At 70.4% G+C, this 19,331-nt stretch carries 21 protein-coding genes; 3 read left to right on the top strand and 18 right to left on the bottom strand.

Features of this window, described 5'->3' with window-relative positions; all coding sequences use genetic code 11:
• Positions 1 to 9 precede the first annotated feature (9 nt).
• The 9 genes from AB0K11_RS19260 to AB0K11_RS19220 all read right to left on the bottom strand — a co-directional run bounded on the left by AB0K11_RS19260 (position 10) and on the right by AB0K11_RS19220 (position 10,107).
• Positions 10 to 423 carry a DUF2752 domain-containing protein gene (locus AB0K11_RS19260; protein ID WP_364980081.1) on the bottom strand — a complete coding sequence of 138 codons (414 nt, stop codon included), beginning with the start codon at positions 421 to 423 and terminating at the stop codon, positions 10 to 12.
• On the bottom strand, positions 413 to 928 hold the full coding sequence (locus AB0K11_RS19255; RefSeq protein WP_364980078.1) for an NINE protein: 516 nt from the start codon (positions 926 to 928) through the stop codon (positions 413 to 415). Before AB0K11_RS19255 ends, AB0K11_RS19260 begins: the two co-directional genes overlap by 11 nt.
• A 134-nt stretch (positions 929 to 1,062) precedes the next feature.
• A complete protein-coding gene (locus tag AB0K11_RS19250) occupies positions 1,063 to 2,643 on the bottom strand; it encodes a DUF222 domain-containing protein (RefSeq protein ID WP_364980075.1) in 1,581 nt (526 codons plus the stop codon).
• A 64-nt stretch (positions 2,644 to 2,707) separates the two neighbouring features.
• Positions 2,708 to 5,005 carry a prolipoprotein diacylglyceryl transferase gene (gene lgt / locus AB0K11_RS19245; protein ID WP_364980511.1) on the bottom strand — a complete coding sequence of 766 codons (2,298 nt, stop codon included), beginning with the start codon at positions 5,003 to 5,005 and terminating at the stop codon, positions 2,708 to 2,710.
• 5 nt (positions 5,006 to 5,010) lie between these two features.
• On the bottom strand, positions 5,011 to 5,799 hold the full coding sequence (trpA, locus tag AB0K11_RS19240; RefSeq protein WP_364980072.1) for a tryptophan synthase subunit alpha: 789 nt from the start codon (positions 5,797 to 5,799) through the stop codon (positions 5,011 to 5,013).
• On the bottom strand, positions 5,796 to 7,058 hold the full coding sequence (trpB, locus tag AB0K11_RS19235; RefSeq protein ID WP_364980069.1) for a tryptophan synthase subunit beta: 1,263 nt from the start codon (positions 7,056 to 7,058) through the stop codon (positions 5,796 to 5,798). The genes trpA and trpB overlap by 4 nt, the downstream gene beginning before the upstream one ends.
• A gap of 3 nt (positions 7,059 to 7,061) precedes the next feature.
• Complete coding sequence (gene trpC, locus AB0K11_RS19230) at positions 7,062 to 7,880, bottom strand: indole-3-glycerol phosphate synthase TrpC (RefSeq protein WP_364980067.1); 819 nt, start codon at positions 7,878 to 7,880, stop codon at positions 7,062 to 7,064.
• A gap of 83 nt (positions 7,881 to 7,963) precedes the next feature.
• A complete protein-coding gene (locus AB0K11_RS19225; protein ID WP_364980064.1) occupies positions 7,964 to 8,575 on the bottom strand; it encodes a TIGR02234 family membrane protein in 612 nt (203 codons plus the stop codon).
• A complete protein-coding gene (locus AB0K11_RS19220) occupies positions 8,572 to 10,107 on the bottom strand; it encodes an anthranilate synthase component I (RefSeq protein ID WP_364980061.1) in 1,536 nt (511 codons plus the stop codon). The genes AB0K11_RS19225 and AB0K11_RS19220 overlap by 4 nt, the downstream gene beginning before the upstream one ends.
• Positions 10,108 to 10,168: 61 nt before the next feature.
• Between AB0K11_RS19220 and AB0K11_RS19215 the strand changes: the two genes are divergently transcribed.
• Both AB0K11_RS19215 and AB0K11_RS19210 read left to right on the top strand, forming a co-directional pair.
• Positions 10,169 to 10,633: a peroxiredoxin gene (locus AB0K11_RS19215; protein WP_364980058.1), complete on the top strand. Its 465-nt coding sequence runs from the start codon at positions 10,169 to 10,171 to the stop codon at positions 10,631 to 10,633.
• A gap of 15 nt (positions 10,634 to 10,648) precedes the next feature.
• A complete protein-coding gene (locus tag AB0K11_RS19210) occupies positions 10,649 to 11,443 on the top strand; it encodes an ATP-binding cassette domain-containing protein (protein WP_364980055.1) in 795 nt (264 codons plus the stop codon).
• Here AB0K11_RS19210 and AB0K11_RS19205 read toward each other — a convergent pair whose 3' ends face one another.
• The 9 genes from AB0K11_RS19205 to hisD are packed head-to-tail and all read right to left on the bottom strand — an operon-like array spanning position 11,444 to position 18,843.
• Positions 11,444 to 12,430 (bottom strand): alpha/beta hydrolase, encoded by a 987-nt coding sequence (locus tag AB0K11_RS19205; RefSeq protein ID WP_364980052.1) that lies wholly within the window; start codon positions 12,428 to 12,430, stop codon positions 11,444 to 11,446. It lies immediately after the preceding gene.
• An 11-nt stretch (positions 12,431 to 12,441) separates the two neighbouring features.
• Positions 12,442 to 12,795: a phosphoribosyl-AMP cyclohydrolase gene (gene hisI / locus AB0K11_RS19200; protein ID WP_364980049.1), complete on the bottom strand. Its 354-nt coding sequence runs from the start codon at positions 12,793 to 12,795 to the stop codon at positions 12,442 to 12,444.
• Positions 12,792 to 13,577, bottom strand: coding sequence for an imidazole glycerol phosphate synthase subunit HisF (gene hisF / locus AB0K11_RS19195; protein WP_364980046.1), 786 nt, complete (start codon positions 13,575 to 13,577; stop codon positions 12,792 to 12,794). Before hisF ends, hisI begins: the two co-directional genes overlap by 4 nt.
• On the bottom strand, positions 13,574 to 14,392 hold the full coding sequence (locus AB0K11_RS19190; RefSeq protein WP_364980043.1) for an inositol monophosphatase: 819 nt from the start codon (positions 14,390 to 14,392) through the stop codon (positions 13,574 to 13,576). Before AB0K11_RS19190 ends, hisF begins: the two co-directional genes overlap by 4 nt.
• 6 nt (positions 14,393 to 14,398) lie before the next feature.
• On the bottom strand, positions 14,399 to 15,145 hold the full coding sequence (gene priA, locus AB0K11_RS19185) for a bifunctional 1-(5-phosphoribosyl)-5-((5-phosphoribosylamino)methylideneamino)imidazole-4-carboxamide isomerase/phosphoribosylanthranilate isomerase PriA (RefSeq protein WP_364980040.1): 747 nt from the start codon (positions 15,143 to 15,145) through the stop codon (positions 14,399 to 14,401).
• A gap of 11 nt (positions 15,146 to 15,156) precedes the next feature.
• Positions 15,157 to 15,777: an imidazole glycerol phosphate synthase subunit HisH gene (gene hisH / locus AB0K11_RS19180; protein ID WP_364980037.1), complete on the bottom strand. Its 621-nt coding sequence runs from the start codon at positions 15,775 to 15,777 to the stop codon at positions 15,157 to 15,159.
• Entirely contained in the window at positions 15,774 to 16,400 is a 627-nt protein-coding gene (hisB, locus tag AB0K11_RS19175; RefSeq protein ID WP_364980034.1) for an imidazoleglycerol-phosphate dehydratase HisB, read from the bottom strand. Before hisB ends, hisH begins: the two co-directional genes overlap by 4 nt.
• Positions 16,397 to 17,530 (bottom strand): histidinol-phosphate transaminase, encoded by a 1,134-nt coding sequence (locus AB0K11_RS19170; RefSeq protein ID WP_364980031.1) that lies wholly within the window; start codon positions 17,528 to 17,530, stop codon positions 16,397 to 16,399. The genes hisB and AB0K11_RS19170 overlap by 4 nt, the downstream gene beginning before the upstream one ends.
• Entirely contained in the window at positions 17,527 to 18,843 is a 1,317-nt protein-coding gene (gene hisD, locus AB0K11_RS19165) for a histidinol dehydrogenase (RefSeq protein ID WP_364980508.1), read from the bottom strand. The genes AB0K11_RS19170 and hisD overlap by 4 nt, the downstream gene beginning before the upstream one ends.
• 92 nt (positions 18,844 to 18,935) lie before the next feature.
• Between hisD and AB0K11_RS19160 the strand changes: the two genes are divergently transcribed.
• The gene (locus AB0K11_RS19160; protein ID WP_364980028.1) at positions 18,936 to 19,319 is read left to right on the top strand and encodes a nitroreductase family deazaflavin-dependent oxidoreductase; all 384 of its coding nucleotides are present in this window, start codon (positions 18,936 to 18,938) and stop codon (positions 19,317 to 19,319) included.
• Positions 19,320 to 19,331 lie beyond the last annotated feature (12 nt).

The following is a 19,331-nucleotide window of genomic DNA, read 5'->3' as shown; positions in this document are numbered from 1 at the left end:
GGTGGGTTGCTACCCGTCGAGAAGAGTCGGGACCAGCGGAAACCCGGGGAGGTTGCGCACCACGGTCCAGGTCGTCACGGTGACCACGAGCACAGCGATGGCCGCGACCGGCATGAGACGGCGCCCGAGCCGCCAGCGCATTGCGAACCACAGCGCCAGCAGCGGCAGCCCGACGAGCAGGAAGACGTTGTCGGTCACCGCCGCCGCGACGTCGCCGTGCAGCAGGTCGTGCGTCATGCGCAGGCCGCCGCAGGCCGGGCAGTCCCACCCCGTCAGCTGTTTGAAGGGACAGCCGGGGAACAGGAAGCCGGGGCGGTGCGGGTCGGCGATGCCGATGTAGGCCAGGGAACCGGCCACCACCGCGCCGGCACCGAGCGCGCCGTACAGCCGGGTGCGGCTGCTCGATGCGACGCTAGGTTCCATCGCGCAGCGGACGTCCCAGCGGATCGCGCACCTTGTCGGTGAGGATGAGGATGGCGTCGATGATGCCCCAGATGACGGCGCCGATGCCGCACGTCACGAGACCGACGACGAGCTGAATGACGCCCAGTTTGGTGTCACCCATGTAGATGCGGCCGATGCCGACGAGCCCGAATAGCCCGATGAGCTGCAGTAGTCCTGCGACGATCTTCGACTTGTCGGAGAACGGCTCACCGGTGAAAGGGTGGCGGCCGTAGGGCGCCGTCGGGTCGTACTGGCCTGTTGCCGGCGGCGGGTACTGGCCGGGCGGGGTGCCGTACTGACCGGGCGGAGTGCCGTACTGACCCGGCGGGTTGCCGTACTGGCCGGAGGTGCCGTACTCGCCGGGCGGGGTGCCGTACTGGCCGGGAGGTGTTTCGTGCTGGCCGGGAGGTGGCGGGTACTGCCCCGGCGGAGGGGGCGGGTTCGTGCCCTCTGAGCTGCTGCCGAACTGCGCGGGGTCGGTCATGCCGCCAGCATGCCAGAACCCCCGGTTCCCCATAAGGGAGGGAAACCGGAAAAGGTCGTGGTGGCTTTCAGAAGGGAGGGGGTTCGTCACCGGGTTGGGGAAGGCAGTGCCGGAGCGAACAGTGCGTCGAGTGCTTACCGGCGGGCGCGGCGGCGGGCTTCGCGGTGGTCGCGATTTTGTTGGCGTTCGGCGGCGATGCGGGCTGCTTTGTTCTGGGCTCGGGTGCGTTGCCGTTTCGGCATCATCGCGGTGCGTTCACCGCATGGGTCGTCGGGCCGCGGGGTGATCACCGCCGGGGCGGTCGGGGTGCACAGGTACGGAAACAGCAGCGCCGCTCCGGGTCGGGTGGTGTAGGTCTGCCCGGCGGGGCTGGTCCAGATGACGGTGCCGTCGCGGTGTTGTCGGTCGTGCCAACCCCAGAACGTTTTGATCAGATGGTGCAGGCGGCACAGGCATTTGAGGTTCGATGCCTGGGTCGGTCCGCCCTGGCTGTAAGGGATGGTGTGGTCGATGTCGGTATTGAAGGCCGGCACATCGCAGCCGGGGAATCGGCAGCCCATGTCGCGGCACCGCACGAACTCCGCCAGATTCCGCGACGGGGTGTAGCGCGGCTCGGGGGCGGCGTCACCGGGGTGGATCAGTGGCCGGGTGGCGGCGTGTTCGGCGAGGCCGGTGAGCTGTTCAGGCGGGAGGATGCCGTCGTTGTGCACGAGGCTCGCCACCGACTGATCGGTATCGGCATCGGCGGCATCGGCAGCGGCGGCATCGGCAGTCGAGTTGGCATCGGTGTAGGTGGCGGCATCGGCGTCGACCGTGACATCGGTCTCGCCGGCCTCGGTATCCACGTCAGCCTCGGCATCCGCGTCGTCGGCGTGGGCATCGGCGTCAGTGCTGGGGCCGGTGATGGTGTGGATGACGAAGGGGGCGGGGACTGCGTCCTTCTCAGGGCACTCGGGGTTCTCGCATTGGCAGGGCAGGCGTTGGGCACCGCTGCACACCGCGGCGATCGCATCGACACGACGCTGCCGCTTGGTGCGGGGGTCATCGGGGCACACGGTGCCGGCCATCGCGTCGACACTCCGCTCGAACACCCGGGCATCGACAGTGCTCATGGTGCCGCCGAAGGTGCTCATCCCATCGAGTCCGTCGTTGACCCAGAACTCACGGAGCTCCCGGGCTCTCTTACGCCGCCGCACCGCATCCCGATCCACCCGGGCGATGATTCGGTCGACGTGCCCGCACAGCTGACCGGGACTCATTGCCATCAACCGCACCGCCGCACCGGCCAACCGTGCGTCAACGCCGGCCAAGTTATCGGGATCAGTGATCAAGCTGGTGCGATGCAACAACACATCGACCACAGCCAGGCTCAGATCACCGGCCCGGAACACGGCCGCCACCAGCGGGAGCCGTTCCCGCAATCCGCGGGCCAGGTTGACCTGAATCGACGCCGACCCGGGGCCGATGTTCAGCGCGGCAGCGACTTCGGCGGCCACCGCGCATTCGGTGTCAACCGCCCACTGGTCACTGATCTCGTCGCGCTGAGCGAACCGCACCCCGTAGAGCTCACCGATGATCGTCAACCGGGCCGCGGCCTGCTGGTTCTCCCGACGCGTCGTCGTCACCAGGTCGGCGATCAGGGCGTCGACTGCGGCCGGGCGTGGGCGCGGCGAGGTCAGTACCTCGTCGAAACTCGCCTGCGCCGGATCGAACATACATTCGATTATTGCAGAGGGGTGTGACACGCGAAAGCAGCGAAAAGGAGTTGTGGATAACCGATCAGCGGTTGCGACGCCACCAGCGCCGCCGCGGCGTCGAGGGCGGCGGGGCGACCTGGATCTCGTACTTCGACGCCTCTGCCTCGTCGACACCGGCGACTGCACTGTCGTGGGCTTCCTCAGCCGCAGCCTCGGCATCGACGGCGTCCTCGCCCTCGACCGAGCCCACCCCGCCCACGTCGGCGGTCTCAGAGACCGCCACCGCACTGTCGGCTGACGTTTCGTCACCGGCTTCGGTGGCCACGTCGTCGGCGTCGACAGCGGGCGTGTCCCCAACAGGCTGAGCGTGATCGTCAACCGGCTCCGCGACCTCGGTAGCCGCTTCGTTAGCGGCGCCGGCCTGCTCGTCGGCTGCGAGATCATCGGCTTCTGCAGCCGCCGTGGCGTTTTCACCCAACGGTTGCTCCACGTCGGCCTCGGCTACCTCTGCCTCAACCGCCTCAGCCTCATCGACACCCTCGACCGCCGCCTCATGCACCTCCGCGGCAGCCACCTCAGCCTCGACCGCCTCCTCGCCCTCGACCGAACCCACACCACCGACATCATCGGAAGACTCGGCCAGTGGCTCGTCGGCGACAGCATCGGCCTCGGCTACCTCTGCCTCGACCGCCTCAGCCTCATCGACACCCGCGACCGCCGCCTCATGCACCTCCGCGGCAGCCACCTCAGCCTCGACGGCATCCTCGCCCTCGACCGAGCCCACACCGCCGACCTCGGCGGACGTGTCGCTGTCCTGATCCACGGCGATGTCTTCGGCGTCGGTCGCAGCCGCGGCGCTCTCGCCTACGGGGAGCGGCTCTTCGACGACATCATCGGCTTCGGCGCCCTCGTCGGCGACAGCATCGGCCTCGGCTACCTCGGCCTCGACCGCCTCGGCCTCATCGACGCCCGCGACCGCCGCTTCATGCACCTCCGCGGCAGCGACCTCAGCCTCGACCGCATCCTCACCCTCGACCGAACCAACACCACCGATGTCGTCGGGAGTTTCCGCCGACGACTCATCGAGGCTCGCCAGGGCGGCCTCATGCGCTTCCTCGGCGGCCTTCTCGGCCTCGGCCGGATCATCGCCCTCGACCGCACCGAGGCCCGTCTCGTCCGCTTCGTCACCTGCGACGGCGAACTCGTCGGCCTCGGCGATCTCCTCGGCGGGCGCCTCCTCGACATCGGCGGTCAACGCCTCCGCCTCGAGCACCGCCTCCGCCTCGCCGCTCTCACCGTCGGCTTCGTCACCCGCAGCCGCGAACTCGTCGGCCTCGGCGATCTCCTCGGCCGGCGCCTCCTCGACGTCGACCGCCAGCGCATCGGCCTCCAGCGCTGCCTCGGACGACGATTCGTCGTCTCCGGCCCCGTCGGAGTCATCCTCGCGGCCCGCGACTTTCGCCGCGGCGACCACGGCGCCAGCGGCGGCGGACGTCCCGGCGACCACCTTCACGAGCTCCTCGACGTCGGACTCCTCGTCGTCGGTCTTCCCGCGCAGCGTCGCCGGATCCTCCCGACCGCGTGGCGCGGCCATGATGTAGATGATCGCCCCGATGAAGACGAATCCCGACGTGAACGAGTTCACCCGAATCCCGGCGAACTCCGTGGCGAAGTCGCTGCGCAGCAGCTCGATCCAGAACCGGCCCAGGCAGTAGCCCGCGACGTACAACGCGAACAGCCGACCATGACCGATCCTGAACCGGCGGTCGATCACGATGAGCAACGTGAAGATCAGCAGGTTCCACAGCAGCTCGTAGAGGAACGTGGGGTGGACGGTCTGCACCAGCGTGCCGTTGGACACGCCGTTGAGGTCGTCGGGCACCCGCTGGTAGATCTCCAGCCCCCACGGCAGCGTGGTCTGCCTGCCGAACAGCTCCTGGTTGAAGTAGTTGCCGAGCCGGCCGATGGCCTGCGCCAGGATGATTCCCGGCGCGATGGCATCGCCGAACGCAGGCAGCGGGATGCCGCGCCGCCGGCAGGCGATCCACGCACCGACGCCACCGAGCGCCACGGCGCCCCAGATTCCGAGGCCGCCCTCCCAGATGCGCAGCGCACCACCGAGTCCGACGCCGTACTCACCGAAGTACTTCTCCCAGTCGGTGATCACGTGGTAAAGCCGCCCACCGATCAGCCCGAACGGGACCGCCCACAGCGCGATGTCGTAGATGACGCCCGCTTCACCGCCACGGTTCTGCCACCGGCGGTCGCCGATGATCAGCGCGGCGACGATGCCGACGATGATGCAGAACGCGTACGCGCGGATCGGGAGCGGACCGAGATACCACACGCCCTGGGCCGGGCTGGGAAATGAGGCCAACATCGATGTCACGCGGTGATCCTCTGCCTTACCCCGTCCGCAAGTTCCTCGGTCAGTGCCCGCATCGCGGGGATGCCGTCGGTCAGCGCCGACACCAGGGCCGACCCGACGATGACGCCGTCGGCGTACGCGCCGATCTCGGCGGCCTGCTCGCGGGACCGCACGCCAAGGCCGACACCGACCGGAATGTCGGTGACCGACTTGACCCGGGCGACCAGCTCGGGTGCGAGGTTGGACACTGCATCGCGGGCACCCGTCACGCCCATGGTCGATGCCGCGTAGACGAATCCGCGCGACGCCTCCACCGTCTTCGCCAACCGCTCCTGCGTCGACGACGGCGCGACCAGGAAGATGCGGTCGAGGTCATGGGTCTCCGACGCGGAGAGCCACTCGTCGGCCTCGTCCGGGATGAGGTCGGGCGTGATCAGCCCCAGGCCGCCTGCCGACGCGAGATCACGGGCGAAGGCGTCGATGCCCAACCGCAGCACCGGATTCCAGTACGTCATCACCACGGCGCGGCCACCCGCACTACTGATCGCCTCGACCGCCGCCAGCGTGTCCCGCACGCGTACCCCGCCCTGCAGCGCGACCTCGGTCGCTGCGGCGATGGTCGGCCCGTCCATCCCGGGATCCGAGTAGGGCACCCCGACCTCGATGAGGTCACAGCCAGCCTCGACCAGCGCCGTCATCGCCTCGATCGACCCCGGCACGTCAGGGTAACCCGTTGGCAGATAACCGATCAGTGCTGCACGGCTCTCCGCGCGGCACTGGTCGAACAGCGCTGCCAGCCGGCTCATGGCGCCGCCTTGTCGAGCAGTCCGAACCACTTCGCCGCCGTCTCGACATCCTTATCGCCACGGCCGGACAGATTGACCAGGATCACCGCTCCGGCACCGAGTTCGACGCCCAGCTTCAGCGCACCGGCGATCGCGTGCGCCGACTCGATCGCGGGGATGATGCCCTCGGTCCGGCACAGCAGCGAGAACGCGTCCATCGCCTCGGTGTCGGTGATCGGCCGGTACTCGGCACGGCCGATGTCCTTCAGGAAGGCGTGCTCGGGACCCACCCCCGGATAGTCCAGGCCCGCCGAGATCGAATGCGACTCGATGGTCTGCCCGTCCTCGTCCTGCAGCAGGTAGGAGAACGAACCCTGGAACGCACCCGGCGACCCGCCGGTGAAAGTCGCTGCGTGCCTACCGGTTTCGACGCCATCGCCGGCGGCTTCGTATCCGATGAGCCGGACGCCGGGATCGTCGATGAAGGCGTGGAAGATGCCGATCGCATTGGAACCGCCACCGACGCAGGCGGTCACCGCGTCGGGCAGCCGGCCGGCCTGGTCCTGGATCTGCACCCGCGCCTCGAGCCCGATGACCCGCTGGAAGTCACGCACCATGGTCGGGAACGGATGCGGTCCGGCGGCCGTGCCGAAGCAGTAGTAGGTGTCGTCGGCGTTGGTGACCCAGTCGCGGAACGCCTCGTTGATGGCGTCCTTCAACGTCTTCGAGCCCGCCTCGACGGACACCACCTCGGCGCCGAGCAACCGCATCCGGGCCACGTTCAGCGCCTGCCGGGCGGTGTCGACCGCGCCCATGTAGATCACGCAGTCCAGATCGAGCAGCGCGCACGCGGTCGCGGTCGCCACCCCGTGCTGGCCGGCGCCCGTCTCGGCGATGACCCGGTTCTTGCCCATCTGCCGGGCCAGCAGCGCCTGCCCCAGCACGTTGTTGATCTTGTGAGAACCGGTGTGGTTGAGGTCTTCCCGCTTCAGGAAGATGCGCGCACCACCGGCGTGCCTGCCAAGGGCTTCGGCCTCGTACAGTGGCGACGGCCGCCCGCTGTAGTGCCGCTGCAGCCGGTCGAGTTCATCGAGGAATGTCTGATCGCCGCGGGCCTTCTCGTAGGCGGCGGTGACCTCCTCGATCACCGCCATCAACGCCTCGGGGACGAAACGTCCTCCGTAGGCGCCGAAATGGCCACGGGCGTCGGGTTCATGGCCGCTGGGTTCTGCCACGGCCGCGCTGGAGCGCGGCAACTCCGGGCCGGCGAGGTCCGCCACGGGCTAGCGTGCGGGTTTCGGGCAGGACGGATGCGTGCCTGCGGTGACCAGATCGGCGACGGCGCTGCGCGGGTCGCCGCTGGTCACCAGGCCTTCGCCGACGAGCACCGCGTCGGCGCCCGCGCCCGCGTAGGCCAGCAGGTCACCGGTGCCGCGCACCCCCGACTCGGCGACCCGGATGACATTCGAGGGCAGCCCGGGCGCGATGCGCGCGAAGCAGTCCCGGTCGACCGCCAGGGTCTTGAGGTCGCGGGCGTTGACGCCGATCACCTTGGCTCCGGCCTGCAACGCGCGGCTGGCCTCCTCCTCGGTGTGCACCTCGACCAGCGCGGTCATCCCGAGTGACTCGGTGCGCTCCAGCAGCGACTCGAGCGCCGGTTGCTCCAGCGCTGCGACGATCAGCAGCAGCATGTCGGCGCCGTGCGCCCTGGCCTCGTGGATCTGGTAGGGCCGGACGATGAAGTCCTTGCGCAGGACCGGGATCGACACCGCGGCCCGCACGGCGTCGAGATCGTCGAGCGAGCCGTGGAAGCGCCGCTCCTCGGTCAGCACGCTGATCACGCGCGCGCCACCCGATTGGTACGCGCGGGCGAGTTCGGCGGGGTCGGCGATCGAGGCGAGCGCCCCACGCGACGGGCTGGCCCGCTTGACCTCGGCGATGACGCCGATACCGGGTTCCCGCAACGCCGCCATCACGTCCAGCGGCGCCGGCGCACGGCCGGCCCGTTCCTTGATCTCGTCGAGGCTGACGAGGGCTTCCCGAGCGGCGACGTCGGCGCGGACTCCTTCGATGATGGAGTCGAGCACGGTGGCCGAACTCATAGCCCCTCGGTTCCCTTCCGGTACGCCGCCCCCAGCGACGGACGATCTTCTCCGAAGGGTAGTCGGCACCCCACGATCCGCTGTCACCGACCCTGGTTGTCGGGACCGGTCGGGTCGCGCCCCTCGTCGAGTGCGTCCCAGATCATTCGTTCCGACATCCCGCCGGGCCCCGAAGCACCCTCGCCGTCCTCCTGGCGGGCGGCCGCTTCGCGTCGCGCGGCCGGTGCCGCGTACTTCCCCGGCGTCGCGCGTGCCCTGGCGGCCGAACGCATCAGCAACACCGCGCCGACCAGCGCGCACACCGCCGCCACCACGGTGATCCCCGCCCCGGTGTGGTACCTTTGCGCGCCGGTGAGGTCGGCCACCGGCACCTCGGCCAGATCGGCGCCACGCGGCCCGACGTCGCGCACCACCCACAGGCTGATCGCCAGGTAGGCCATGCCCGCGCTGGCCAGCGCCACCAGCAGGGCCAGCAGCCGCAGCGGCCAGCCCCGCACCGCCAGCGCGGCGACCGCGGCGGCCAGCACCAGCAGCGCCAACGGGATCAGCGCGGTCGACCAGGTCGCCCCGGTCAGCGCAGTCGTCCGAGGGTGGGTCAGCCCGTCGAACGAACTCACCTGCACCCACGTCATCCGCGATGCCAGCCACAGCGCCGCCGCGGCGAGCACCAGGAGCAACTGCGCGACCCGGATCACGGCGCGGGCGATTCGGCCTCGGGTGCGGTCAGCGTCTCCGCGGCGGCGATCGCGTTGAGGACCGCGCGGGCCTTGTTCGCCGCCTCGGTGTACTCGTAGGGGCCGTTGGAATCGGCCACGACTCCCCCGCCGGCCTGCACATATGCGGTGCCACCGCGGATCAGCGCCGTGCGGATGGCGATCGCGAAGTCGGCGTTGCCCGCGAAGTCGAGATAGCCGAGCACGCCGCCGTACAGCCCGCGCCGGGTCTTCTCGACCTCCTCGATCAACTCCATCGCGCGGACCTTCGGAGCCCCCGACAGCGTGCCCGCCGGGAAGCAGGCCGTCACCGCGTCCAAGGCGGTCCGGCCGTCGGCCAGGCGACCCTTGACCGTCGAGACCAGGTGCATGACATGGCTGTAGCGCTCGATGTGGCTGTAGTCCTCGACGCGCACGGTGCCCGGTTCGCAGACCCGGCCCAGGTCGTTGCGGCCCAGGTCGACCAGCATCAGGTGCTCGGCGCGTTCCTTCTCGTCGGAAAGCAGTTCCTTCTCCAGCAGCAGGTCGTCCTCCTCGGTGTCGCCGCGCCACCGGGTGCCCGCGATCGGGTGGGTGGTGACCTTGCGGTCCTTCACCGTGACCAGCGCCTCCGGGCTGGACCCGACGATCGAGAAGTCCAGGCCCCCCGTGTCGTCGGGGACGTTGAGCAGGTACATGTACGGGCTGGGGTTGCTCACCCGCAGCATCCGGTACACGTCGAGGGGATCGGCGTCGGTGTCCATCTCGAACCGCTGCGACGGCACCACCTGGAACGCCTCGCCGGCCTCGATGTCGCCGACCAGCTTGTCGACGATGGCCGTGTACTCCTCGACCGTCCGCTGCGCCCGATGGCTCGGAGCGGGCCGGGTGAACGTCGCCACCGTCGAGTGCAGTGGTTGACCCAGCGCCTCGGTCATCACGTCGAGCCGCGCCACCGCGTCGTCGTAGGCCCAGTCCACCCGCTCGTCGGTGCCGTTCCAGTTGACCGCGTTCGCGATCAGCGTGATCGTGCCCTCGTGGTGGTCCACCGCGGCGACGTCTGTCGCCAGCAGCAACAGCATGTCGGGCAGGCCGAGGTCGTCGACGGCCAGTTCGGGCAGCCGCTCCAGCCGGCGCACCATGTCGTAGGCGAAGAAGCCGACTAGCCCGGACGACAACGGCGGCAGACCCGGCAGGGCGGCAGTCTCCAACAGCGTCAACGTGTCTCGCAACGCCTGAAGGGGATCACCGCCGCGCGGTGCGTCCTGCGGCGTCACACCGAGCCAGACCGCCTCGCCGTCGCGAACCGTCAACGCCGACGGCGCACCCGCACCGATGAACGACCAGCGCGACCACGAGCGGCCGTTCTCGGCCGACTCCAGCAGGAACGTGCCCGGCCGGTTCGCGGCGAGTTTGCGGTACGCCGACAGCGGTGTCTCACTGTCGGCCAGGACCTTGCGCGTCACCGGCACCACGCGGTGTTCGGCGGCCAGCGCGCGGAAGTCCGCCCGTGAGGTCGTCACTGTCGTCTGCACGGGCCGATTCTCCCAGACCGGTCCGATCACACCGACAGTCAGTGCGCGTAGCGTGAGCGCCATGAAACGTGGTGACCAGGTCACAGAGTTCGAACTGCCCGACCAGACCGGCGCCGTGCGCAGCCTCACCAGTCTGCTCGCCGACGGTCCGGTGGTGCTGTTCTTCTACCCCGCCGCGTTGACACCGGGCTGCACCAAGGAGGCCTGCCACTTCCGCGACCTCGGCGCCGAATTCGCCGCACTCGGCGCATCGCGGGTCGGTATCAGCACCGACGCCGTGGCCAAGCAGGCCAAGTTCGCCGACACCCAGCGCTTCGACTACCCGCTGCTCTCGGACGCCGACGGCGCCGTGGCCAGTCAGTTCGGCGTCAAGCGCGGCCTGCTGGGCAAGTTCATGCCCGTCAAGCGCACCACCTTCGTGATCGACACCGACCGCACGGTGCTCGAGGTGATCTCCAGTGAGATCAACATGGACACCCACGCCGACAAGGCGCTGGAGGTGTTGCGCCAACGGCAGTCCGCCTGACGGGCGCACGCAGGCATGACTCCCGTTCTCGAGCTGGCCGACGTCACCTTCCGCCGCGACGGCAAGCAGATCATCGACGGCATCTCGCTGACCGTGCAGCCCGGCGAGCACTGGGCGTTGCTGGGTCCCAACGGCGCGGGCAAGAGCACCCTGCTCAACTTCTGCGCCGCGGAGACGTTCCCCAGTTCCGGCACGGTGCACGTGCTCGGCGAGCAGATGGGGCGCACCGAGCTGGCCCGGCTGCGCCGGTCGATCGGTCACGTCAATCCCCGCCACCGCCTGCAGTATCCGCTGACCGTCCGCGACGTCGTCCTCACCGGCATCACCGCGACCATCGACACGCCGAACCACTGGACGCCCTCGCCCGGCGAGCAGCGCCGCGCCGACGCCCTGCTTGAGACGGTGGGGCTCACCCGACTGGCGGACCACGTCTGGCCGACGCTGTCGCAGGGTGAACGCGGCCGCACTATCATTGCCCGCGCGCTCATCTCGGACCCGCGGCTGCTGCTGCTCGACGAACCGACCACCGGTCTGGACGTCGCGGCGCGCGAACAACTGCTCGAGACCATCGACTCCCTCGGAGACGCGCACCCCGACGTGGCGTCGATCCTGGTGACCCACCACCTCGAGGAACTGCCGACCACGACCACTCATGCGCTGCTGATCGCCGGCGGCCGCACCGTCGCGTCCGGCCCGGCGCGCGACGTCGTCACCACCGACAACGTCACCGCGGCGTTCGACCACCCGGTGCGGGTGACCTACGACGACGGCCGCTGGACCGCCCGTGCCAAGGCCAGCCGCATCGTCTGATCAGAGGTACGTGCGCAGGTGGCCGATCATCGCGGCCTGGAAGTCCCTCATCACCTCGGACTGCCGGCCGAACAGTTCCGCCCCGTGGTACATGCCCGGTACCGCGACCAGTTCGCACGGCACACCGCACGCCGTGAGCCGATCGGCGTAGTCGACGGACTCGTCGTACAACAGGTCCTGGTCGCCGACACCGATCCACGCGGGCGCCAGGCCGGTGAGATCCGTCCTGCGGGCCGCTGCCGAATACGGTGGCGCCGCCGAATGTGCGGGTTCGCGACCGAGGTAGGCGTGCCAGCCGAACCGGCTGCCCGCAGCGGTCCACAGGAAACGCCCGCGTCCGCCGTTGTCCCGCAGGGTGACCCGGTCGTCGAGCATCGGGTAGACGAGCGCCTGCGCCCGCAGCGTGATGCCCTCGTCGAGACAGCGTTGGGCCACCGCGGCCGACAACCCGCCGCCTGCGCTCGGGCCCGCGACCGCGATCCGGTCGGCATCGATGCCCAATTCACCTGCGTGCGTACGCATCCAGGCCAGCGTCGCCATGCAGTCGTCCAGCGCCGCGGGGAACGGATGCTCGGGCGCCAACCGGTAGTCCGGCAGCACCACGACCGCGCCGAGCTCACGCACGAGCGGGCCGGCCAGCCCCAACTCGAACTGCGGTGAACCCACCACCAGCCCGCCGCTGTGGATCCACAGCACCGCGGGCCGCAACGGGACCCGCTCGACCGGTTCGGCGACGAGCACCCGCAGCCGCACGCCGTCGCCCGCGTCGCGCTCGGTCACCGAGACGCCGGGTCCCGGTGGCGTCCGCAGACGTGAAACGGCCCGAACGACAGGCAGGGTGCGGGCAGTCACGCCGGGGATGAACGGCAGCAACGGGCTGCGCAGCTCCGGCCGGACGGCGGCGAGGGCCTCCCTTGCCGACCACCACCGCCGCAATACCGCACCCGCGACTGCTCCGGCCGCCACCCCGGCGGCGATCCCCCTCATGACCGGGGAAGTCACCGCGGGTCGGCGGGCGCGAGCAGCAGATCGGCGTCGAAGCAGGTGTGGGTACCGGTGTGACAGGCCGCGCCGACCTGGTCGACCTCCAGCAGCACGGTGTCGCCGTCGCAGTCCAGCCGCACCGAGTGCACGTACTGGGTGTGGCCGGACGTCTCGCCCTTGACCCACTGCTGCTGCCGGGACCGCGAAAAGTAGGTTCCCCGACGGGTTTCGAGCGTGTGCGCCAGCGCGGCGTCGTCCATCCACGCGACCATCAGCACCTCACCGGTGCCGCGTTGCTGTACGACGGCGGTGAACAGCCCGTCGGCGTTGCGTTTCAGCCGCGCCGCGATGTCCGGATCCAGGCTCATCGCACCGTGATCCCTTCCGCGGCCATCGCCGCCTTCACCTGGCCGATGGTCAGCTCACCGAAGTGGAAGACACTTGCCGCGAGCACGGCGTCGGCACCCGCCTCGACCGCTGGCGCGAAGTGCCCCAAGGCACCCGCCCCGCCGCTGGCGATCACCGGCACCGTCACCGCGCCGCGCACCGCGCGCAGCATCGGCAGGTCGAATCCCGCCTTGGTGCCGTCGAAGTCCATCGAGTTCAGCAGGATCTCACCGACACCGAGTTCCGCACCGCGGGCGGCCCACTCCACCGCGTCGATCCCGGTCCCCCGTCGCCCACCGTGGGTGGTGACCTCCCAGCCCGACGGCGTCGGCTGCTCGCCCTGCGGCACGGTGCGCGCGTCCACCGACAGCACGATGCACTGCGAGCCGAACTGACGGGCCAGTTCGGCCAGCAGCTCGGGGCGGGCGATCGCGGCGGTGTTCACCGACACCTTGTCCGCGCCTGCGCGCAGCAGCGAGTCGACGTCGGCCACCGACCGCACGCCACCGCCGACCGTCAGCGGGATGAACACCTGCTCGGCGGTGCGCCGCACCACCTCCAGCATCGTGGTCCGGCCCGACGACGACGCCGTCACGTCGAGGAAGGTCAGCTCGTCGGCGCCCTCGGCGTCGTAGACGGCCGCCAACTCGACGGGATCCCCTGCGTCGCGGAGGTTCTCGAAGTTCACCCCCTTGACCACGCGGCCCGCGTCGACATCGAGGCAGGGGATGATGCGCACCGCGAGCCCCGCGCCGGCCGTCACCGGTACCCCTGCGGGTCGCCTGCGGACTTCACGATGTCGAGGATCTCGCCGTGCACGCGGGGCAGCCCGGCGAGCGCCGAGCGCGACCGCGGCGTCCACGGCGCTCCCTCGAGGTCGGTCACGACGCCGCCGGCGGCGCGCACCAGCGCCACCCCCGCCGCGTGATCCCAGACGTGGTGGCCGAAACTGATGGAGCCGCCGAGGATTCCGGCGGCGGTGTAGGCGAGGTCGACTCCGGTCGCGCCGTGCATGCGCATCCGGGAGCACTGCCGGCTCAGGCCCTCCAGCACCGCGATGCGGTAGCGGCCCGGGAAGCGGCCCTTGGAGTCGACGTTGAACGTGCCGGTGCCCACCACGCACTCGCCGAGCGCAGCGGCATCCAGCGGCTTCTGCGCCACACCGTTGGCGTACAACGGTTCACCGACCACGGCGGTGTACCGCTGCGAGGTGAACGGCAGCCAGGTCAGCCCGGCGACGGGCTCTCCGTCGCGCAGCAGGCCCAGCAGGATCGCCGACGTCGGCAGGCCCGCGGCGTAGTTGAAGGTGCCGTCGATCGGGTCGAGCACCCACACCAGCGGCGACTCGATGTCGGCGCCGCCGTACTCCTCGCCGTGCACACCGATACCGGTGGCGGACTCCAGCCTCTCGACCACCTGACGTTCGATGGCCAGGTCGACCTCGGTGGCGAAGTCGTTGCCCTTCTTCTGCACCGCGGAATCCGCGCCGTGGCCCGCCACGAACGGGACGGCCGCCTCGTCGAGGATGGCCGCAGCCTCCCTGACCAGACCCTGCAAGTCGGCCGCGCCGAGTGCCATCGAGTGTTACTCGCCCACTGCTGCCAGCGCCTGCGGCAACGTGAATCGCCCCGCGTACAGCGCCTTGCCGACGATCGCGCCCTCGACGCCGCGGCCGGTGAGGGTGGCGATCGCGCGCAGGTCGTCGAGACTGGAGACGCCGCCGGAGGCGATCACGGGTGCGTCGGTGCGCTCGGCGACGGCACCGAGCAGATCGAGATTCGGTCCGGTGAGCGTGCCGTCCTTGGTCACGTCGGTGACCACGTAGCGAGAGCAGCCCTCCCGGTCGAGCCGGTCGAGCACCTCCCACAGGTCACCGCCGTCGGTCTCCCAGCCACGCCCGCGCAGCCGCTGCCTGCCGTCGTCGATGAGCACGTCCAGGCCGACGGCCACCTTGTCACCGTGCTCGGCGATCGCCTGCGCGCACCACTGCGGGTTCTCCAGCGCGGCGGTGCCGATGTTGACCCGGGCGCACCCGGTGGCGAGCGCCGCGCGCAGCGACTCGTCGTCGCGGATACCGCCGGACAGCTCCACCGCGACGTCCAGGCGGCCGACCACGTCGGCGAGCAGTTCCCGGTTGGAGCCGCGGCCGAAGGCGGCGTCGAGGTCGACGAGGTGGATCCAGTCGGCGCCGTCACGTTGCCAGCCCAGCGCGGCGTCGAGCGCCGAGCCGTACTCGGTTTCACTGCCCGCCTTGCCCTGTACCAGGCGCACGGCGCGGCCCTCGACCACGTCGACGGCGGGCAGCAGGATCAGCGGGGTGTCGGCAGGCACGGTCGGCAACCTTAGCTCAGCCCGCGGACCCAGTTGCCCAGCAGCGTCGCCCCGGCGTCACCACTTTTCTCCGGGTGGAACTGCGTCGCCGCCAGCACCCCGTCCTCGACGGCGGCCAGGAAGGGGACGTGGTGGGTGGCCCACGTCAGCTTCGCGGCGGGGTCGCCCTCCCACTGCTGCGCGGCGTATGAGTGCACGAAATAGAACCGGGTGCCGGGGTCCAGTCCCGCGAACAACGTGGTGCCCGCAGGCGCATCCACCGTGTTCCAGCCCATGTGTGGGGTCACCGGGGCGTCGAGGCGGACCACCGAACCCGGCCACTGCCCGCAGCCGGCGCTCTCCACCCCGAACTCGACACCGCGGGCGAACAGGATCTGCATGCCCACGCACACCCCGAGCACCGGCCGGCCCGCCGTCACCCGTTCGGCGATGATCTTCTCGCCGCCGATCTCGCGCAGCCCCACCATGCACGCCTCGTACGCACCGACTCCCGGCACCACGAGGCCGTCCGCGTTCAGGGCGGCGTCGGCGTCGGCGGTGACCTCCACGTCCGCGCCGGTGCGTTCCAGCGCGCGCTGGGCGGAGCGCAGATTGCCCGAGCCGTAGTCGAGCACGACGACTCTTGCTGTCACAGCCTGCCTTTCGTGGACGGGACGCCGGTCACCCGGGCGTCGTACTCCACGGCCTGGCGCAGCGCCCTGGCCACCGCCTTGTACTGCGCCTCGGTGATGTGGTGCGGGTCGCGGCCGTAGAGCGTGCGGACGTGCAGGGCGATGCGCGCGTTGAACGCCAGTGACTCGAACACGTGCCGGTTGATGACGGTGTGGTACGGCGCGCTCGAGCCCGCGATCGTGAACTCCACCATGAACTCCGGCTCACCGGTGTGCACGAAGTACGGTCGCCCCGACACGTCCACCGCGGCATGGGCGAGCGTCTCGTCCATCGGGATGAACGCGTCGCCGAACCGGCGGATGCCCCTCTTGTCGCCCAGTGCCTCACCGAGGGCCTGGCCGAGCACGATCGCGGTGTCCTCCACCGTGTGGTGCGCCTCGATGTCGACGTCGCCGGTGGCGTGCACGCTGAGGTCGAAGCTGGCGTGGCTGCCGAGCGCGGTCAGCATGTGGTCGAAGAACGGCACGCCGGTGGCGATGTCGACGATGCCGGTGCCGTCGAGGTCGAGTTCGACGACGATGTCGGACTCCTTGGTCTTGCGTTCGATCCGGGCGCGGCGGGTGCCGGCGAGGATGTCGGTCATGATGCTCCTAGGGGCTGGACCAGCTCGGCGGCGGCGAGTTCTGCGCTGGCCGCCAGCAGCGCGTCGTTCTCTTCGGCGAGACCCGTGGTGGCCCGCAGATAACCCGGGATGCCGACGTCGCGCACCAGGATGCCTTCGTCGAGGTAGCGCTGCCAGCTGGCGGGTGCGTCGGCGAACTCACCGAACAGCACGAAGTTCGCATCGCTGGGGATGACGCGAAAACCCATGCCGGACAACGCCGCCGACACCCGGTCACGCTCACTGATCAGTGTGGCCACGCTGGCCAGCGTGTCGTCGGCATGCCGAAGGGCCGCCCGGGCGGCGGCCTGGGTGACCGACGACAGGTGATAGGGCAGCCGCACCAGCAACATCGCCTCGATAACGGCGGGCGCGGCGATCAGGTAGCCGAGCCGACCGCCCGCGAACGCGAAGGCCTTGCTCATCGTCCGGGTGACGACCAGCCGGGTCGGATACTCCTCGACCAGTCGCACCGCGCTGGGCTGTGCGGAGAACTCGCCGTAGGCCTCGTCGAGGATCAGGATCCCGGCCGGCATCGCGTCGAGCAGCCTGCGCAGGTCGTCGAGCGGGACGCTCTCGCCCGACGGGTTGTTCGGGCTCGCCACGAACACGATGTCGGGCCTGCGCTCGGTGACCGCGGCGACCGCGACCGACAAATCGAGGCCGAAGTCGTCGGAGCGGGCGGCCTGCAGCCACTCGGTCTGGGTGCCGTCGGCGATGATCGGGTGCATCGAATAGGACGGCACGAATCCGATCGCGGCGCGGCCGGGGCCGCCGAACGCCTGCAGCAGCTGCTGCAGGATCTCGTTGGAACCGTTTGCCGCCCAGAGATTCTCGACGCCGACCGGACAACCGGTCTGCAGCCCCACGTAGTCGGCGAGGTCGGTGCGCAGTGCGACGGCGTCGCGGTCCGGGTAGCGGTGCAGGTCGGCGGCGGCCGCGGCAACCGACCGGGTGACGTCGTCGACCAGCGCCTGGCTCGGCGGGTGCGGGTTCTCGTTGGTGTTCAGCCGCACCGGCACCGCCAGTTGCGGTGCGCCGTAGGGCGACTTGCCCCTCAGGTCGTCGCGCAGCGGCAGGTCGGCCAGGCCGACGCGTTCTCCGACGGTCATCTCTCGAACCTCCGGCGCACCGCTTCGCCGTGGCCGGGCAGGTCCTCGGCGTTGGCCAGGGTGATGACGTATCCCGACACGTCCTTGAGCGCGGCCTCGGTGTAGTCGACCACGTGGATGCCGCGCAGGAATGTCTGCACCGACAGGCCGCTGGAGTGACGCGCGCATCCCGCCGTGGGCAGCACGTGGTTGGAGCCCGCGCAGTAGTCGCCGAGGCTGACCGGCGAATACGGTCCGACGAAGATCGCCCCCGCCGACCGGATGCGCAGCGCCACCTCGGGGGCGTCGACGGTCTGGATCTCGAGATGCTCGGCGGCGTAGGCGTTCACCGTGCGCACACCCGCGTCGAGGTCGTCGACGAGCACGATCGCCGACTGCCTGCCCGCCAGCGCCGTCGCGACCCGCTGCCGGTGCACGGTGGTCCTGAGTTGTTCGGCCAGTTCGCGTTCGGTCGCGTCGGCGAGCGCGATGCTGTCGGTGACCAGCACGCTGGCGGCCATCTCGTCGTGTTCGGCCTGACTGATCAGGTCGGCGGCGACGTGCACGGGGTCGGCGGTGTGGTCGGCCAGGATCGCGATCTCGGTCGGTCCGGCTTCGGCGTCGATGCCGACCTGCGAACGGCAGATACGCTTCGCGGCGGTGACGTAGATGTTGCCTGGCCCGGTGATCATGTCGACCGCGGCGAGTTCGGCGCCGTCGGTGTCGGCGCCGCCGTAGGCCAGCAGCGCGACGGCCTGCGCACCGCCCACCGCCCACACCTCGTCGACGCCGAGCAGCGCGGCGGCGGCGAGGATCGTCGGGTGCGGCAACCCGCCGAACGCGGCCTGCGGCGGCGAGGCGATGACGAGTGACTCCACGCCGGCGATCTGCGCGGGCACGACGTTCATCACCACGCTGGACGGGTAGACCGCGTTGCCGCCGGGCACGTACAGCCCGACCCGCTCGACCGGAACCCAGCGCTCGGTGACCGTGGCCCCCGGCCCCAGCGTGGTGGTGGTGTCGGTGCGGCGCTGGTCGGCATGCACCGCGCGGGTGCGTTCGATCGCGACCTCGAGCGCGACCCGCACGTCGGCGGGCAGTGCCTCCAGTGCGGCGCCCAATTCGGCGACCGGGACCCGCACGGCCGCGGGGCGGACGCCGTCGAACGTCTCCCCGTACTCCAGGGCGGCCTCGGCGCCGCGCTCGGCCACCGCGTCGACGATCGGACGGACCCTCGGCACCACGGACTCCACGTCGACGCCGCCGCGTGGCAGCGCGGCCCGCAGCTGCGCCGCGGTCATGGTGCGGCCGCGCAGATCGGTACGGGCGATCACCGTTGCCGCGCTGGTGGCGACCTCGGAGCCGGTCGGCGATACATTCACATCGACCATTGTCCCAGAGCTGCACAAATCGATATGGAGGCGTCGTGGCCGACCTGCCGAGAATGTTCCCCGAGTGGCTGGACCGCATCCAGATCAAGTTCATGAACCCGGTGATCAGGCCGCTCGCCGGCAGGCTGCCGGGCATCGCGAAGCTCACGCATCGCGGCAGGCGGAGTGGCCGCAGCTACCAGACCCCGGTCACGGCCTACCGCAGCGGCGGCGAAGTGGCGATCGTGCTCGGCCACGGCGAAACCGACTGGGTGCGCAATGTGCTCGCCGCCGGTGAGGCCGACCTCCAGCTGTTCCGTGACCGCGTGCACCTCGGCAATCCCCGCGTGGTCCCGCCCGGCTCACAGGTCGCGGCGCTGCCCGGATTCGCCCGGCGTCAGGCCAAGAATCTCGCGGTGTTCGTGGCGGACGTCACCTGACAGACTGCTGAC

The organism is Mycobacterium sp. NPDC050551 (assembly GCF_040674075.1).
GTDB lineage: Bacteria > Actinomycetota > Actinomycetes > Mycobacteriales > Mycobacteriaceae > Mycobacterium.
Note: the sequence above shows the minus strand (reverse complement) of the source record. Positions and strands in the feature narration are given on the sequence as shown.

What these genes read in the sequence shown, in the direction of transcription:
- AB0K11_RS19260 (WP_364980081.1), bottom strand. Translation starts at nt 423, where the DNA reads ATGGAACCTAGCGTCGCATCGAGCAGCCGCACCCGGCTGTACGGCGCG.
- AB0K11_RS19255 (WP_364980078.1), bottom strand. Translation starts at nt 928, where the DNA reads ATGACCGACCCCGCGCAGTTCGGCAGCAGCTCAGAGGGCACGAACCCG.
- AB0K11_RS19250 (WP_364980075.1), bottom strand. Translation starts at nt 2,643, where the DNA reads ATGTTCGATCCGGCGCAGGCGAGTTTCGACGAGGTACTGACCTCGCCG.
- lgt (WP_364980511.1), bottom strand. Translation starts at nt 5,005, where the DNA reads ATGTTGGCCTCATTTCCCAGCCCGGCCCAGGGCGTGTGGTATCTCGGT.
- trpA (WP_364980072.1), bottom strand. Translation starts at nt 5,799, where the DNA reads ATGAGCCGGCTGGCAGCGCTGTTCGACCAGTGCCGCGCGGAGAGCCGT.
- trpC (WP_364980067.1), bottom strand. Translation starts at nt 7,880, where the DNA reads ATGAGTTCGGCCACCGTGCTCGACTCCATCATCGAAGGAGTCCGCGCC.
- AB0K11_RS19215 (WP_364980058.1), top strand. Translation starts at nt 10,169, where the DNA reads ATGAAACGTGGTGACCAGGTCACAGAGTTCGAACTGCCCGACCAGACC.
- AB0K11_RS19210 (WP_364980055.1), top strand. Translation starts at nt 10,649, where the DNA reads ATGACTCCCGTTCTCGAGCTGGCCGACGTCACCTTCCGCCGCGACGGC.
- AB0K11_RS19205 (WP_364980052.1), bottom strand. Translation starts at nt 12,430, where the DNA reads ATGAGGGGGATCGCCGCCGGGGTGGCGGCCGGAGCAGTCGCGGGTGCG.
- hisI (WP_364980049.1), bottom strand. Translation starts at nt 12,795, where the DNA reads ATGAGCCTGGATCCGGACATCGCGGCGCGGCTGAAACGCAACGCCGAC.
- AB0K11_RS19190 (WP_364980043.1), bottom strand. Translation starts at nt 14,392, where the DNA reads ATGGCACTCGGCGCGGCCGACTTGCAGGGTCTGGTCAGGGAGGCTGCG.
- hisB (WP_364980034.1), bottom strand. Translation starts at nt 16,400, where the DNA reads ATGACCGACATCCTCGCCGGCACCCGCCGCGCCCGGATCGAACGCAAG.
- AB0K11_RS19170 (WP_364980031.1), bottom strand. Translation starts at nt 17,530, where the DNA reads ATGACCGTCGGAGAACGCGTCGGCCTGGCCGACCTGCCGCTGCGCGAC.